Below are 16,550 nucleotides of genomic sequence, written 5' to 3'. Positions count from 1 at the left end.
AGCCAGTTTTACAGCCAGCTTTTAAATTTTAACCATAAGGCTCATGCAGTTATGAAATTACGTATTTTAAGTATTGGTAGCAAGATGCCAAGTTGGGTAGATACGGGATTTAATGAGTATCACAAACGTATTCAGCCAATGCTTAGTACGGATATTTTAGATTTGCCTGCTGCCAAGAGAGCCAAAAATCCTTCGGAGGCCAATTTGGCTCAATATAGAGAAACCGAGGGCAAAAGCATTCTTGCTGCGCATCAAAACAACCCGCGTGAAAAACTATGGGTACTAGATGTTAAAGGTAAAATGCTGTCAACTGAACAGCTTGCCGACAAACTTAGTGACGCCATGCAGCTGGGCGATGATGTAGCTTTAGTGATTGGTGGTCCTGACGGGGTTTCTCCTGAAGTCTTAGCAGCGGCAGACTTTAAATGGTCTCTTTCGGCGTTGACTCTGCCCCATCCTTTAGTGCGAGTGGTATTAATGGAGCAGTTGTACCGTGCCATGAGTATCAATAACAACCACCCTTACCACCGAGGTAATTAGTTTAGATGTGCACTTCAGGTTTAAAATACCGCTTTTGTCCCCATATCTAAGCTATGAATAATTCTAATCTATCTCACAGCTTGCAAGACTATCGCGCTACTACGACTTTTAAGTCGCTGACCAGTAGCGAGGTGCTAGACGCTAATCCGCCGCAATCCACATTGCCAGCATTGTTTATTTCACATGGTGCCCCCACACTGGCTTTGGAAAAAAACACCACGACCAATGCACTTGCCCGCACTGGACAAAATCTTCCCAAGCCCAAAGCCATTATTATCATGTCAGCGCACTGGGTAACTGCTTCGTTAGAGATAGCAAGCAACGCCCAACCGCAAACTTGGCATGATTTTTCAGGCTTTGATAGTGCTTTACACCAAATTGAATATCCTGCCAAAGGGGCGCCTGCATTGGCAGAATCACTGTCTACTCAGCTTAGTAAAATGGGCATAATGAACCGTTTGAATCCGTTACGTCCTCTGGACCACGGGGTCTGGGTCCCATTAATGCATCTTTACCCTGAAGCTGATATCCCAGTAGTGCAGCTTTCATTACCTAGCTACTTCGATGCTTATGCCTGTTATCAGTTGGGCAGCTTGTTTTCTAAATTACGTGAAGAGCAAATTTTGGTCATTGGTTCCGGCAACATCACACATAATTTGGGTGCGATAAAGTGGCATGCAGACACTGAAGACCAATTAGCTAAGTCGTTTAAGGTATGGCTGTTAAAGCAACTGAAAACCAATATTCCTGATGCTTTAGAATGGGACAAATTTGCGGATATCGATAAGGTGCACCCTACTTCAGAACACCTCTTGCCATTATTTTTTGCTTTAGGCTGTGGTCAACGGGTGTCTGTGGTCCATGAAAGTATGGCCCATCATAGTTTGGGCATGGATTTTTACCGCTTTGATTAATGAGCTATAAATAACCGCATACTCGTCTTATTTTTGGTAAAATGTCGCTTTTTTCCTTTACTTTATTCTCGGCTACTCGCCCTTAACTTTTAAGCCTTTTATTTACTCAGTCGCTTCTGCTTCTATTTTAAACGCTGTACTTTCAAGCAGTGCCATTATAAGCAACACACTGAAGCTGGCTTAAGCTGCGTAATCAATAGCCCTCTTATAAACACGGTATTTATCCTATGACTGACTCAATAACGACTGCCTCACCTAGCGCTGGAAACACAAACGACTCTTTACAAGTAGAATCAAACGCAGCCTCTAATATAGCCACCGACGCCCAACAAAATGCCGTGGTGTTGCTATCGGGTGGTTTGGATTCGGTAACTTGTTTGTATTGGGCTAAGAGTCGTTATAGTAAAGTCACTGCCGTCAGCTTTAATTATGGTCAGCGTCATAATAGTGAGTTGGTTGCTGCCAAAACCATTGCCAAACAGGCTGGTGTCGATCATAAAATTATTGATATCGACATTGCGCAGTTGGGTGGCTCATCCTTGACCGATCATGATATGACAGTTCCTGATGGCGATGCCGATAAGTTCCCAACCCACACAGATACTATTGATAATGACGCTATTCCTAATACTTATGTGCCTGCCCGCAATACCATATTTTTATCGTATGCGCTTGCCGTCGCTGAAGTAACCGATGCCAATCATATTGTCATTGGCGTAAGCTCAGTAGATTACTCAGGCTATCCGGACTGTCGTCCAGAATATATTGAGGCCTTCGAGGTGATGGCGAACTTAGCCACTAAAGCTGGGGTGACCGGACATAAACTGCATATTCAAACCCCGCTACAAAAGCTTTCTAAAGCGCAAACTATCCAACTAGGCAACTCTCTAGGTGTGGATTATTCACAGACTATTTCTTGCTATAAAGCAGATGCAGAAGGTCGTGCCTGCGGTATCTGTGACAGCTGTACGTTACGCAAAAGAGGCTTTAGCGATGCTGGTCTGGCTGACCCAACCCGCTACGCTGCTGAATAGCGTTTAGCTAAGGCTATATAGCTAATAGATAGCTGCTAAATAACTTATAGATAATTATGTTTAGCAGCGGCTTGTTATATTGTTATGGTTTTCAAAGCTTTTTTAGTCAATAGGGTCTATAATTATTTCTGTTTATGTCATTGCCTATGTCATATTTTTAAGCCAAAAATTAGGTAATGATTGAGGCAAAAAGACAGCACGGCCCTTTATCAATGTGACTTGTAACTGAGTAGCAACATTTATTTGCAACTCAATAGCAAAATTCATTATTAATCTAGCTATCAGGTTGGTAAGGTATGCTGTTAGATTAAGCAGGTTCAGAGCCAAGGCTGAAAATCATTATCAGACTGTCATAATTATAATAAGTTTAGATTAATTGTGACTAAGTTGATTAAGATGGACTTGGCTGATTTGAATATTGTTATTTACTACTTTAAGCCTCTAAAGGATTTTTATTCATGAATTTTATTTCAAAGAAGGTTTTACCTCTTGTGGCACTAGGTGCTTCTGCCGTTATGTTTGCAGCGCCTGCTCAAGCATTAGATATCAAACAAGACCAGATTAACAAATGTGTAAAGGGCGCAGTGGATTATAAAGTAGCAGACAATGCTACCGCCAAGAAGTTATGCAGCTGTACAGTTGATGTGCGCAGCAAAATGACTTTAGGCCAAATGTGGGAAATTGAAAGCTATGCGCAAAGTGGTAAAGATCCTGCCACCCTACCTTACGCCAAAACTATGCAAAATAGTCTACAGCAGTGCACCAAAGGCTTAAAACTAAACCCACCTCAAAAGCCAGGCAAATAATTAAGCACCGAAATAAATAGTAAGTAAATAAGTAGCAAGTAAATACATTCGACTATTTATGAATAGTAAAGCTACCAAACTAGGCTGACAGATGTCAGCCTTTTTTTGTGCTTTAGTTTTTTGATTGGTGGAGGTTTTAATATTAACTATTGTTAGAGGGCAACCAATATGGTGAACACTGTTTAGAGGCAATTAGGGTCAGAGGCAATTAGGGTCAAATGTACTTTTTCTATCGTTTAAGACCTATGCTAGAGTGGAGAGATTATGGCTCTTTATCTTTATCAATTTTAGGCATACAAATGAACAACCTTCCTTAGCAGAATCTAAAGCGGAATCTAAGCTAGGCCATGAATTTTTATATAATAAATTTAGGACATTACCTATGACTCAACGTATTGATTACAATGAAGTATCGCCTGATGGCGCAAAAGCATTAGGGGCAGTCTATAGCTATGTTCTACAGTGTGGATTACCTTCAGAATTTATCGAGTTAGTATTTTTACGTGTTTCTCAAATCAATAACTGTGCATTTTGTTTGGATATGCACACCAGAGATTTGAGTAAAAAAAACGTGCCTATAGAGAAGTTAGCATTGGTTCAAGCCTGGAGAGAAGCTGGTGAGCTATTCGATGATAGAGAACAAGCGGCCTTGGCATGGGCTGAATCAGTAACCAAGGTTGCTGATACTGGCGTACCTGATGATGATTTTCATCTGGCCAAAGAAGTATTTTCAGAAAAAGAGCTGGTCGACTTAACACTTGCCATTAGTCTAATGAATGCCTACAACCGCCTAGCGATTAGTTTCAGAAGCACTCCCCAGGCTGCCATTGAACAGTAACACTAGATTCATAAGCTTTAACAACTTATCTCTTACTTATTACTAAATCTCTTTTAATAATGTAAAAACCCCGCCTATTAGCTTGCCCTTATAAAAATCTGCCTAAATTTCCTAATTCACATGACCTACTCTTATCCGGTCTTACAGGTAACGCTAAGACTTTGTCTTTCATAGTGTATGTTTTCTATTATCACTATTGATAGTGATATCTATTTTGACAACCAAACTGGTAACCATTTCTATTAATCTGGTAACCAAACTGGTAACCAATTTTGATGTAAAACATTGTAGTATGAGTTTATACAACATCGTCTTTAATAAGAATAGCAGTCGTAAAAACCATATATGTATCAAGGACTTTAAACAAAGCTCTTAGAGTTTTAGTATGGTTTTTAATATAAAAAGGCTGCATGAATTAAGACGATTAATGTCGCAAAAATCAAACAGATGTCAGCCTTTTTTTACAGCATAAATTAAAATAATAATTGCTAGACATTGATAACTTAACGATTGATAACTAGGAAGCTATTTATTATGGCCAAACCCACTGATGAAGTTATTACCCTACCCGACTTTCCCATGCCTATCGTACAAAAGATAGACGATGAAATGGTCGAAAGTGAAATTTTGCTCGATCAGTTTGTTGAAAACAAGGACAAAGGCTTAATTCTTTATTTCTATCCTCGTGACAACACCCCAGGCTGTACCACACAAGCGGTCGACTTTACTGCCAAGCTAAATGAATTCGATAAGTTAGGCTATGACATTATCGGAGTATCAAGAGACAGCATTGACTCGCATAAGAAGTTCATCGAAAAAAAGGAGTTAGAAATTCCTTTAATCAGTGATACTGATGAAAAACTTTGTCAACACTTCGATGTTATTAAAGAAAAAAACATGTATGGCAAAAAGACCTTAGGTCTAGTACGGTCAACTTTCGTGTTTGATAAAGATGGCAAGCTAACACATGCTCAGCGTAATTTACGTGCCAAAGACTATGCTGATAGATTGCTTGAGACCTTATCTTAGACTATAAGCAAAATTTTTGGCTTTTGTCATTGAGACTAGAATGGCATTGAGACTAGAGATAATAGAACCCTTTAGATTCATTATTTATATTTAGGAACCCGCATACTATGACGCAAACTAATACAGACTCAAAAAAATCCATTCGTCACGTTGATGCCGCTATTATTGGCGCTGGTACTGCAGGACATAATGCCTATCGTCAGATTAGTAAGGCCACAGACAATCTAGTCATTATCAATGAAGGCATTTGGTCGACCACTTGTACTACCATGGGTTGTATGCCCAGTAAGCTATTAATTGCGGCGGCAGACCGAGCTTATCATGCCAATCATTCTGATGAGTTCGGAATAGAGGGAAATGCCACTATCAATGGCAAGCAAGTCATGAAACGAGTCCAAGACGAACGCGATCGTTTCTCGAGTTTTCCTCTAAAGAATGTCGAAAGTTGGGACGAAAATAGCAAAATATATGGCCGTGCGGTGTTCTCAGAATCTGGGCTTATCGAAGCACATACTGCAACGGGCGACATTGAATATGTCAAAGCTGACCATATCATTGTTGCTACGGGCTTTAAACCTTCTGTACCGGAAGGCTGGAAACTATCTCTAGGCGACACGCTTATTACTTCAGATACTATCTTTGAGTTATCTGATTTACCGAAGTCTATGGCCGTGGTGGGTACCGGTGCCATCGGGCTTGAGCTGGCACAAGCGATGAGCCGATTGGGCGTAGAAGTTGCTATCTTTAATCGCAGCAAGAATGTGGGCGGTATAAAAGACGATTCCATTAATCAAAAAGCGATTGCTTGTTTTTCAAACCAGCTCGATTTACGCTTAGACACCAAGATTGAAAGTGTTTCTCGTGATGACAGCGTCAGTCCCGCACAAGCAGTTATTAACTATACGGATGCCGATGGCAACGCTCAAACTTGGCGCGGTGAAAAAGTGCTGGCGGCGACGGGTCGACGCAACTCACTTCATACCCTAGGTCTTGAGCATGTGGGTGTTCATCTAGATGATAAAAATCGCCCATTAGATATGGACAAACTGACAGGCAAAATAAAAGACACCAATGTCTATATTGTCGGCGATGCCAACGCTTACATGCCATTGTTGCATGTTTCAAGTAACGAGGGTTATCTATCTGGTAAAGAGGTAGCGCTCATTATCAGCGGTAAGGCTGATGAAATTGACCTGAGTGAGGCTATCGCCAAAGATCCAGACTGCTCTAAGGACAGCACCATACTTAACGATATGGCACCCGATAAGTCGCACACGGCAACCACAGCGATGTCCGTTATCTTTAGTGCGCCGCAAATTATGAGTGTCGGCCAGTCTTTAAGTGAGATTGAAGAGGCACACCAACCTTGTGTGATTGGTGAGGTCAGCTTTGACAATCAAGGCCGTAGCCGAGTAATGGGCGTTAACTGTGGTCTACTTCGTATTTATGCCTGTCCTAAAAGTAGCCTTATTTTAGGGGCAAGTATGGTGGGACCGGACGCTGAGTACATTGCGCATATTTTAGCGACTGCCATTACCAACAAACTAGACATCGATGGTTTACTGGCCAGCCCCTTCTACCACCCTACGATTCTTGAAGGTCTACGCACCGCTTTGCGTGATGTGGCTGGCAAGATAAGAGAGTATCAATCCTAATCTCTGCCACATTTATTTATTGACCATTAATAAACACCCTGCTCGCTTACTTGCAGGGTGTTTTTTGTAGAGAACGTTTTATAGAAAACCTTTTATAGTAAAGAATGTTCTATAGCAAACAATGATTTTATAGGCTCTAATGTGTCCTTGATAGCAAGGCATTCTCAACTTATCGTCATTTTGTTGTATATTAATAAGGTTAAAAGCGATAAAACGGACCGTTAAGCGAAACCAATCTGGATAGGAATGATAATGGCAAGAGAGACTGGCTCACAAATTAGCGCATTTTTTCAAGAGATCTTGCACGATTTATATTCGAGCTTATACCTTGCTATCGGCGGTGATTTAGAAGAAGAAAGTCGAGATTGGGCGTCTCGTGGTGTGGAACTTGCCAGTACCACCATTAAGATTATTATCTTATTGCTGATTGTCGGATTTCTATACTGGTTATTCACTTATATTGTTCAACGCTATCAAGAACGCTTAAAGCTATCTGACAGACGGCTCAGTATTATTCGCTCAGTATTGCGCTATATCTGGTTGGTCAGTTGCGTTCTTGCCATTATGAGTCAAATTAGTGTAGATCCCTCTACTGTCTCCGCGACCGCTAAAGCCAGTATTTGGGCCGGCATTTACTATGTGCTATGGACCACTTCAGAGCAGGTCATTAGCCGAATACTAAAGCACTATGGGCTCAATGCTTCCATAGAACAACTGCTTAAAAACGTCTTTTCAGTATTAATTATCGTACTCGGCTTAGCCAGTGTCATGGCTCAGTTTGGCTTTGACATCGTCTCGTTGGTTGCGGGTCTGGGTATTTTGGGTTTGGCAGTTGGTTTTGCGGCCCAATCGACGATTGCCAACTTTATTTCAGGGATTACTATTTTACTTGAGCAGTCATTTAAAGTGGGTGACTGGATTAGTATTGGCGATAAAGAAGGCCGAGTTATTTTAATCTCGCTGCGTACCACTCATATTTTAACGCGAGACAATATCACTGTCATCATTCCAAATGCTACCGTTGCCTCCTCTGAGGTAACCAATCTCACCTCAAAAAACTTCATTCGTTTTGATATTCAGGCTCGTATTGCCCTAGAGGCTGATATTGAAAAAGCTAGAAACGTGATCATGCAGGTGCTTGACGAAGCTGAAAACATTCTAAAGCGCCCTGAACCTTCAGCCACTGTGGATCATATCAGCGACTTTGGGACTGTATTTATTATCCGTTATTGGGTCAAACCTGCTGCCGTTGCCCGTATGCCTATTATCAAAGAAACCTTGCAAGAGAAAATTAAAGGGGGCTTTGAAAAAGCAGGTATCAATATTCCCTACCCGCATATGCGCCTTATCATGCCGACGGATATGACGTCCAATATGCCCTTTCAAAAACAAGCCCCTGAGGTTGAAGTGCTGTTAAAGCAAAACGACAAACAAGCTGATACAGATGATATTAAATAGCGTAAAAGTAGCATGGAAATAAGGTTATTTTTAGCGTCTTGTTATGCCCTGCTAGGCGAGTGTGTTAAAATCACCCTTAATTAAAGCACCACTCCTTCCTATCGGCTTAATTGTCAGCCTACTTGTCACAATAAGTCCCTTTTTAAAAAGCATACTTTAAACTCAATCCCCCTCATTTCATTTAAGGGTCTGAAGATTGAATTAGAAAATATAACGTAAAGGCCAAATATGTCCACCCCAACATCAGAAAACACTTCTACCAACAATGACCTAAGCCTTCAAACTGAAGACAGTATTATGGCGGCATCAAGTGTAGACAAACGCTTCGATATTATCGTCACTTGTGCTGATGGCTTAGAAGCCCCCCTGCAAACTGAGCTTGATAGCATGGCTATTAGCAGCGAGCTTAAAAGCACGGGCCGTATTGCTATCAATGCCACCTTAGAGCAAATTTATAAAATTTGCTTGTGGTCACGTGTCGCATCTCGCGTATTACTGCCTATTAAAAAGCGCAATATCAATAAAGACTATGATGTGGCAGAGCAGTTGAATGGCCTAGCAAAGACCGTAGATTGGACTGAGTGGTTTGGCTTAGACAATACTTTCGCCATTCGTATGAGTGTCGATAAAAGGGTTCAAGTTAGCCAACAGTTTGCCATGCTACGTATTAAAGACGCTATCGCTGATACGTTTAGCGAAAAGCTAGATGCCCGTCCTGATGTGGACAGCAATCACCCTGATTTCCCTATCTATGCTACCGTTAATGAGAAGCAAGCTGAGATATTTTTAGACCTATCTGGTACCAGTCTTCACCGTCGTGGCTATCGTGTGGCGATGACGGATGCGCCGCTGAAAGAAAACTTAGCCGCTGGCCTGTTATATACCGTCGGTTGGCACAAAAAGAAAAACAGCTACAGTGCCTTAATTGACCCTATGTGTGGTTCAGGTACCTTTATCATTGAAGCCTTGTTAATGCATTGCGATTATGCGGTCGGTATTGATAAAGCTGAGTCACAATTTGGTTTTTATAACTGGCAAGAGCACAACAGCGACCTATGGCAACAGTGTGTGGTCGATGCTCAAGAGCGTTTCCATAACGGACTAGAAAAAGCCGCCGCTGGCAAATTGCCCACTATACTAGGATTTGATGCCGATGCAGGTGCCATTAAAGCAACGCATAAAAACCTCATTGCCGCCGGTCTGATTGAACTGATCCCACATTTGACCTTAGAGCAACGTCCGTTATCTCAGTTAAAAATGGCATTGGCCAAACCTCTTTTGGACAGAAAACTTAAGCGTCCTTTGGTAATTACCAATCCGCCATATGGCGAACGTTTGGGTGAAGTGGACTTTATCAAACCGCTATACCAAGGCTTAGGCTTAACGCTACAAGAAATTTTTGAAAAACAAAAATACCAACCTATGTTGGGCTTATTGGCGGCCCATGTTGAGCAAGCAGACGTGCTGCCTATCGAAGATCCGCAGACGCTGCGTTGCCATAATGGTGCCATTACGGTTTACTTCCGTCATGGTCAATTGATCCGTAAAGAAGGCGATAGCTTAATCGATCGCTTTGAGAAAACAGAAATTAAAGTTGATGAAGCACAAGACTTTGTGAACCGTCTCCAAAAAAACGTCAATCATCTTAAAAAATTGGCGGCCAAAGAAGATGTAACCAACCTACGCGTATATGATGCTGACCTACCGGATTATAAGGTGGCTATTGATGTGTATGGCGATTACGTTCATGTACAAGAGTGGGCGCCACCAAAGACTATTCCACCTGAGACAGCCCGTAAGCGCTTTAACTTAGCACTAATGGGTATCCGTGAGGTATTTGGCATTAACCGTGAACAAATCTTTATTAAAACCCGCGCGCGCCAAGTCGGTAACACTCAATACGGCAACCCTGAAGCAAGTGCCCAATCAAAAGACGCTAAAGACAGCAATGAGCCGCCTAAAAAGGACAATCGCAACCGCTATAAGGGCAATAAGTTCCAACAGGCCCGTGAAGAGGCAAAGCGTTTAGAGGCTCAAAAACTGGCTCAGAAAAAGCGTAAGATGCATGTGGTTCAAGAAGATGGCGCTTATTTTTATGTCAACTTTACTGACTATTTGGACACAGGTTTGTTCATTGACCACCGTAATATGCGCAGCATGATTCGCTCGGCCAGTCGTGGTGCCGACGTATTGAATCTATTTGCTTATACTTGTACTGCCAGTGTCCACGCTGCCCTTGGTGGTGCTAAATCGGTCACCAGTGTCGACTTATCTCAGAACTACTTAGATTGGGGCAAGCAAAACTTTGCCTTAAATGGCTTGGATGTGACGACCAGCCGCTATCAGTTTATTGCTTCAGATATCTTTGATTGGATTAAAGACAATACCGATCAGTTTGACGTTATTTTTATTGATCCGCCTACTTTCTCAAACTCGAAGAAGTTCCAAGGCACTTTTGATGTACAGCGTGACCATACGGCGCTTATTAACCGAGCAATGAACCGTTTGGCCAATGGTGGGGTAATATATTTCTCTAATAACTTCACTCGTTTCGAGCTAGATGAAGAGTTGTATGATCGTTACGATGTTGTTGAGATTACCAATCAAACTATCGGGTTTGATTTTAATCCTAAAAAGCCAATTCACCAAAGCTTTGAGATTCGTCATAAGCTTTAAGCAGTTATTTGTTCTGATATTTAAAAATAAAAGCCCCGCTAGGTAATCTAGCGGGGCTTTTTTAGGTTGGTAATCACTGTATCTGCCATTAGTACGATTATATTTATTTTAATAATAATGTATTCTAGGCTCATTGCTATGATTCGATGGAAAGCTTTTCATGAATAACATCCCTAACCCTAAGCGTTTATTTATTCGAACCTATGGTCAGCAGCCAAAAGGGCATAGTCACAGTCATCCTCAAATCACTATTCCTCTCACTGGCACTATCAACATGATAATGAACAATGAGGTGCTTAACGTCCATTATGGTGAAGCGGTTGTTATACCCAACCATACTTTTCATCAGTTCAAAGCTCAAGAAAATTTTCGTTTTCTAGTAATAAACTTACCGGAAACATTCGAATTGAATGATTTACTGCAAAACAACGTTAAGTCTAACAACGATACTTATCAAACTGATGGCTATCAAAACAGTGATTTACACTTTTATCTTGATGAAAAAATACTGTTATTTATTCAGTTTATCGAAAAGCAATTAACGACAGCGGGCAATACTACAATTGAGGCGCTTATGCTCGAACTATTTACCGAACTCATTTGCTGTATCGATAGGCCTAACCGCCCAGATCCTCGGATTATCAAGGTTATTAATGAGATAAACCAAGATATTGCAGCCCCTCACTGCATTGCATCTTTGGCAGATACTGCCTGCCTCAGTCCCAGTCAATTTAAGGTTGTATTCAAGCAGCAGCTAGGATGCTTGCCAAATGACTACATTACTCAGAGACGTATGCAAAAAGCGCTAGGACTTATCTTAAATACAGACTTACCACTCACTATCATTGCCGAACAATGTGGCTATCGCAGCGTACCAGCATTTATAAGGCGTTTTAGAACGACGTACAACCAGACACCTAATAAGATGCGTATCAAACCCTAGCTTAAGTTTCTTTTATAAAGCCGATGTTTCTAGCACAGGTTATTATCTTGACTCACCATAAATCATTACTAGGCCACCTAAAGTCACAAGCAAAAGACCTGAGATCTTATAGATGTCAATTCTTTTAATTTCTAATCCAAATAGACCTGTTTGACTTAAAATTAGCGCAAAATACATCTGCCCTAAAAACACCCACAGTAGTGTATTACCCGACCCAATCTTCGGCGCAGCAATAAACATAAATAAGATATAAAGACTGCCGAGAAACCCTGGTAACCACATCCACCAACTTGCGTTAGCAACTTCTGGTGGTTTAATGCCGCCACTTATAAAGTAGGACATTGCTAATGAGGCAATAGTGCCACCAAGGTATAAATAGAAAGTAGACTGAATTTGCGAAGCTTGAGTACTTTCTCGAAAAGCATTCACCATCGCAAGTTGCAGCGGTACAATCGCACCGCCGAATAGACTGATAATGATATAAGGTAGGACGTTCATCGCTTGCTTGCCTATACAGTTACTTTGTAGAAAAGTATGCCGACATCGGCGATATCAAAGCAAGAAAACTACCTTTTTGAGATATAAAATAAGCTATTCAGGTAATTAAAGGGAGTTTTATAAGAGTTAACCGTAAACACCCCAAGTAACCCTATCATTACCACCGTAATCTTTCATGGTTTTTACCTGATCATAACCAAAATCAGTGAACATTTGGCGTACCAATTCACCTTGATCATAACCATGTTCAACCGCCAATAGGCCACCACGGGCTAAATAATCTCTAGCTTGCTCGGCAATCTGTTTGATATCCCCTAGCCCATTGTCTGGTGCAACTAAGGCTGATAGTGGCTCAGCTTTAAGTTTATCTAGGTGATGGTCATTATCGACGATATAAGGAGGGTTAGAGACGATAACATCGAACAGTGGTTTGTCAGTATCCTCAGAGTCCTGAAATACTGAAAACCAATCACTGTGTAGAAACTCTATATTACTAACTCTATTAAGCTGAGCATTACGTTTGGCCACCGCTAATGCTTCAGTTGAAAAATCAAGCGCAGTTACCTGCCACTGTTTGGGATAAATAGTAGCCAACTCATGAGCCAAACTAATCGCAATGCACCCCGACCCTGTACCCAAATCTAACAGTTGATAAGGTGCCACAATCGGTTCGTTATTCAAAACACTTAGACTATTTTTACGCTGGCTAATCCAGTCTAGCACTTGCTCTACTAAAACCTCAGTATCTGGCCTTGGAATCAAAGTGTGCTCATTCACCTCAAATTCTAGCGACCAAAACGCTTGCTTACCGGTCAAATAGGCCAACGGCTTGCCAGCCTGCATCTGAGCAATGCCGGTATTAAACTGCGCTTGTTCAGCGTCAGTTAACTGATAATTGCCATCAGTAATCAAAAATGACGGTGGTTTTTGTAATATATGCAACAGCCAGTCACATACCCAGTGCGCAGGCAAATCACCGTAGTCATTTTTTTTAATTTGGCTGACGCTCACTCGCTGCTGCGCGCTCATTGATACCCTACCTTGTGTTATTTCTTGCTTTCAGGCTGAGTGTTGACAGCATCGTCAATACCTAGCTGACTTGCCGCCACATCATCGCCATAAATGTCATCATTACCGCCAATGACAATATATTTATCTACCAAATAAATCAGTACTAAAATAGGAATACCAATCACGAAGGTAAAGGTAAAGAAAAATGGCCAGCTGGTAGCTTCTACGATAGAGCCTGAGTAGCCACCGATAACTTTAGGAATCAAAGTCATGATAGAGGAGAAAATCGCATACTGAACCGCGGTAAATTTAATGGAAGTTAAAGCAGATAAGAAGGCAATAAACACCATACTTGCAAAGCCTGATGCTAGGTTATCGACAATTACCGCGAAGTACATGTACTCGACACTGCCTTGATGATAAGTCAGCAAGATAAATAACAAGTTGGTAGAAGACGCTAAGATAGCCCCAAGCATCATTACCTGCATAATACGCATTCTTTGCGCCAGCATGCCGCCTAAGAAGCCGCCTACTATGGCCATAATGACCCCAACCAACTTCACTGCATCGGCGATTTGAGTTTTATCAAAGCCCATTTCTTGATAAAAGACGTTTGAGATAACGCCTGCGACGATATCTGAAATACGGTACAAGCCTATTAATGCCAAAAGTAGCAGTGCTTTTTTGCCATAACGACGGAAGAAATCCAAAATAGGATTGATCCAAGTCGCCATTGCTACCTCTTTTTTGACCAAACCTACTTTGACCAATAATAAACCGCTGATAATTGCCAAGCCCAAACTTGCTAATAGGCGAACTGTGGCGATTAAAAATGCCGCTAATGCATCTTCAAATTCTGGAAGTACTTTACCAAGAAGATTAAAACCTGCAATAAATATGGCCACCGACAGCACAAACACCAACACCAACCTGAGGTAATCATTCTTAGATTCGGTCACTGTAGGCGCTTTATTGATGATTTTCGGCTGGTTTATCAAGAAGAACAGTAATAAAAAGGGTGCAATACCGATTGTCACCGCAAAATAATTGTTTAGTATCGGATAAACGGCTTCAGGAACGATGACAATGCTACTGCCTGATAATCGGTTATATAAGGTTTCTACTAAATATGGCAGACCAATTACGGTACCGGGCACCAACAAAATAGCGGAATATATAGAAAAAAGCTTTAAATTCAGCTGTTGCTTCTTAACCTGCAAAATCTCAGCCGTTGGCTCGTAACCGGCAAAAGTGGTTAATAAAGGCAAGGTCATAATCACTGCCATCACATAATAGGTATTACGCCATGCTTCATAACTATAGGCATTTTCAGTAGAGCCAAAGTATACGGCCAAATACAATGACCCTGCACCGGCGACAATCATACCAATGCGATAGCCGGTGACATAGATTGAAGACAGTACCGGCTGCATCTCTGGTGGTGCCAACTCAATACGATATGCATCAATCACAATATCTTGAGTGGCCGCCGAAAACCCTAAAAGCACAGACCCTGCTGCCATAAGATGTAACACATTGAGCTCGGCAGGGTTGACACTTGCCATCAGATAAATGGCCAAGATGATAAGTAGCTGTGCTACTACCATCCACGCCCGTCTACGTCCTAGCCATTTGGTTAATATAGGAACAGGGATGGCATCAATGAGAGGTGCCCAGATAAATTTAAAGGCATAGCCGAGGCCTGCCCAACTAAACATGGTGATAATACTAAGATCTACGCCTGCCTCATTCAGCCACAGTCCTAAGCTTGAGAAAATAAGCATAATAGGCAGACCAGCTGCAAAGCCTAAAAAGAACATAATAAGTACCCGAAGGTCTTTAAATGCTCTTAAAGAATCAATCCATGATTTTTTGGGAGGGGCAGTTAGCTCAGATTTTGAGCCATCTTTATGAGTTGGGGTCGATACAGACATAGTAGACCTATCATTATAAATATCGGAAAAACCGTTATGTTACTTTAGAATGAGATAATTGACTAGCCGTATCGTATCAAGCGTACAATTCCCTAATTTTTCAAATATGTTGAAAATAGTGATATCTCACTAAATAACGGTATAATGTTCGGATTAACCCGCTTAACCCCTTTTATAATGACCCGCTACTTACCCCACACTTCTGCTTTATAATAAGCCCATATTTTAGGCACCTACAATTTATTGAGTATGTATTAAGCACAAGTGATACAGGATACATTTATGGCAATTGATGTCGTCGTCAACCAAAGACACTTACAGATTCAACTCAAACAGTTAGAGACCGTTTGGCATACCGTGATTAATGGCTATAATCTAAGCCAAGCTGCTCAAGTGTTACATACCAGCCAATCAAGCTTATCAAAACATATTTCAGCGTTAGAGAATCAACTCAAAGCTGAAGTATTCGTTCGTCAAGGCAAACGTCTTACGGGTTTAACCCCTGTAGGCGAAGCATTGCTGCCTCATATTGAGTCGATTTTTACTGAAATTCGTACCATCGAAAATATCAGTCTGGATTACAACAATCCTCAAACCGGAACCTTAACGTTAGCGACTACCCATACTCAGGCCCGCTATGTATTGCCAGAGATTATTAAAAAGTTCAAAGAGCAGTTTCCAAAAGTACAGCTGGTGCTACAGCAAGCCGATCCCCAAACCATTGCCAACATGGTGATTCGCGGTCAAGCGGATATAGGTATTGCCACAGAAGCTTTATTGCAAAACTCTTATCTACGTTGCTATCGATATTATGATTGGTCACACCGAGTTATCGTGCCCAAAGACCATGAGCTTGCTGGACTTGAGAGTATCGACCTCCCTACGCTAGCCAGCTATCCGCTAGTTACCTACCATGGTGGCTTTACTGGTCGTGGTGCTATTGACCAAACATTCCATGAAGCTGGACTTGAGCCAGAAATTGTATTAGCAGCGCTTGATGCTGACGTGATTAGCACCTATGTTGGTGCTGGTCTGGGAGTGGGGATTATCGCTGAAATGGCTTTTGAGCCGGGTCATTATCAAAACTTAACCGCTATTCCGGTAGATCACTTCGGCCGTTTTACCAGTTGGATTGCAGTGCGTGATGACGCTGAAATTCGTCACTTTGGTAAAGCATTCATCAAACTTTGCCAACAACAATTCGGCAACTAGAA

The 16,550-nt window shown here is 41.5% G+C and carries 14 protein-coding genes; 11 read left to right on the top strand and 3 right to left on the bottom strand.

Features of this window, described 5'->3' with window-relative positions:
- The first annotated feature begins 51 nt into the window (after window positions 1-51).
- The 10 genes from rlmH (at window position 52) to LK453_RS08150 (ending at window position 11,893) form a co-directional block, all read left to right on the top strand.
- Window positions 52-540: a 23S rRNA (pseudouridine(1915)-N(3))-methyltransferase RlmH gene (rlmH, locus tag LK453_RS08195; protein WP_044298357.1), complete on the top strand. Its 489-nt coding sequence runs from the start codon at window positions 52-54 to the stop codon at window positions 538-540.
- A gap of 53 nt (window positions 541-593) precedes the next feature.
- A complete protein-coding gene (locus LK453_RS08190) occupies window positions 594-1,454 on the top strand; it encodes a DODA-type extradiol aromatic ring-opening family dioxygenase (RefSeq protein WP_227674419.1) in 861 nt (286 codons plus the stop codon).
- A 227-nt stretch (window positions 1,455-1,681) separates the two neighbouring features.
- Window positions 1,682-2,488, top strand: coding sequence for a 7-cyano-7-deazaguanine synthase QueC (queC, locus tag LK453_RS08185; protein ID WP_227674420.1), 807 nt, complete (start codon window positions 1,682-1,684; stop codon window positions 2,486-2,488).
- Between the two features lie 458 nt (window positions 2,489-2,946).
- Window positions 2,947-3,294 (top strand): hypothetical protein, encoded by a 348-nt coding sequence (locus LK453_RS08180; protein ID WP_201537172.1) that lies wholly within the window; start codon window positions 2,947-2,949, stop codon window positions 3,292-3,294.
- Between the two features lie 382 nt (window positions 3,295-3,676).
- On the top strand, window positions 3,677-4,132 hold the full coding sequence (locus tag LK453_RS08175; RefSeq protein ID WP_201537169.1) for a carboxymuconolactone decarboxylase family protein: 456 nt from the start codon (window positions 3,677-3,679) through the stop codon (window positions 4,130-4,132).
- 534 nt (window positions 4,133-4,666) lie between these two features.
- The gene (locus LK453_RS08170; protein WP_201537166.1) at window positions 4,667-5,161 is read left to right on the top strand and encodes a peroxiredoxin; all 495 of its coding nucleotides are present in this window, start codon (window positions 4,667-4,669) and stop codon (window positions 5,159-5,161) included.
- A 107-nt stretch (window positions 5,162-5,268) separates the two neighbouring features.
- Window positions 5,269-6,816: a dihydrolipoyl dehydrogenase gene (locus LK453_RS08165; protein ID WP_201537163.1), complete on the top strand. Its 1,548-nt coding sequence runs from the start codon at window positions 5,269-5,271 to the stop codon at window positions 6,814-6,816.
- Window positions 6,817-7,068: 252 nt separating this feature from the next.
- Window positions 7,069-8,274, top strand: coding sequence for a mechanosensitive ion channel family protein (locus LK453_RS08160; protein WP_227674421.1), 1,206 nt, complete (start codon window positions 7,069-7,071; stop codon window positions 8,272-8,274).
- A gap of 228 nt (window positions 8,275-8,502) precedes the next feature.
- Window positions 8,503-10,950 (top strand): bifunctional 23S rRNA (guanine(2069)-N(7))-methyltransferase RlmK/23S rRNA (guanine(2445)-N(2))-methyltransferase RlmL, encoded by a 2,448-nt coding sequence (gene rlmKL / locus LK453_RS08155; RefSeq protein WP_201537157.1) that lies wholly within the window; start codon window positions 8,503-8,505, stop codon window positions 10,948-10,950.
- 160 nt (window positions 10,951-11,110) lie between these two features.
- A complete protein-coding gene (locus LK453_RS08150; RefSeq protein ID WP_201537154.1) occupies window positions 11,111-11,893 on the top strand; it encodes an AraC family transcriptional regulator in 783 nt (260 codons plus the stop codon).
- 42 nt (window positions 11,894-11,935) lie between these two features.
- On the opposite strand, the gene LK453_RS08145 is transcribed toward LK453_RS08150, so the two are convergent.
- The 3 genes from LK453_RS08145 to LK453_RS08135 all read right to left on the bottom strand — a co-directional run bounded on the left by LK453_RS08145 (window position 11,936) and on the right by LK453_RS08135 (window position 15,336).
- The gene (locus LK453_RS08145) at window positions 11,936-12,391 is read right to left on the bottom strand and encodes a DMT family transporter (RefSeq protein ID WP_201537152.1); all 456 of its coding nucleotides are present in this window, start codon (window positions 12,389-12,391) and stop codon (window positions 11,936-11,938) included.
- 126 nt (window positions 12,392-12,517) lie between these two features.
- On the bottom strand, window positions 12,518-13,420 hold the full coding sequence (prmC, locus tag LK453_RS08140) for a peptide chain release factor N(5)-glutamine methyltransferase (RefSeq protein ID WP_201537149.1): 903 nt from the start codon (window positions 13,418-13,420) through the stop codon (window positions 12,518-12,520).
- Between the two features lie 17 nt (window positions 13,421-13,437).
- On the bottom strand, window positions 13,438-15,336 hold the full coding sequence (locus tag LK453_RS08135) for an AmpG family muropeptide MFS transporter (protein WP_201537146.1): 1,899 nt from the start codon (window positions 15,334-15,336) through the stop codon (window positions 13,438-13,440).
- Window positions 15,337-15,618: 282 nt separating this feature from the next.
- Here LK453_RS08135 and LK453_RS08130 point away from each other — a divergent pair, with 282 nt between their 5' ends.
- Window positions 15,619-16,548, top strand: coding sequence for a LysR substrate-binding domain-containing protein (locus LK453_RS08130; protein WP_201529869.1), 930 nt, complete (start codon window positions 15,619-15,621; stop codon window positions 16,546-16,548).
- Window positions 16,549-16,550: the final 2 nt, after the last annotated feature.

The sequence above is a fragment of the Psychrobacter sanguinis genome (assembly GCF_020736705.1).
GTDB lineage: Bacteria > Pseudomonadota > Gammaproteobacteria > Pseudomonadales > Moraxellaceae > Psychrobacter > Psychrobacter sanguinis.
This window is presented reverse-complemented; position numbering and strand designations above follow the sequence as displayed.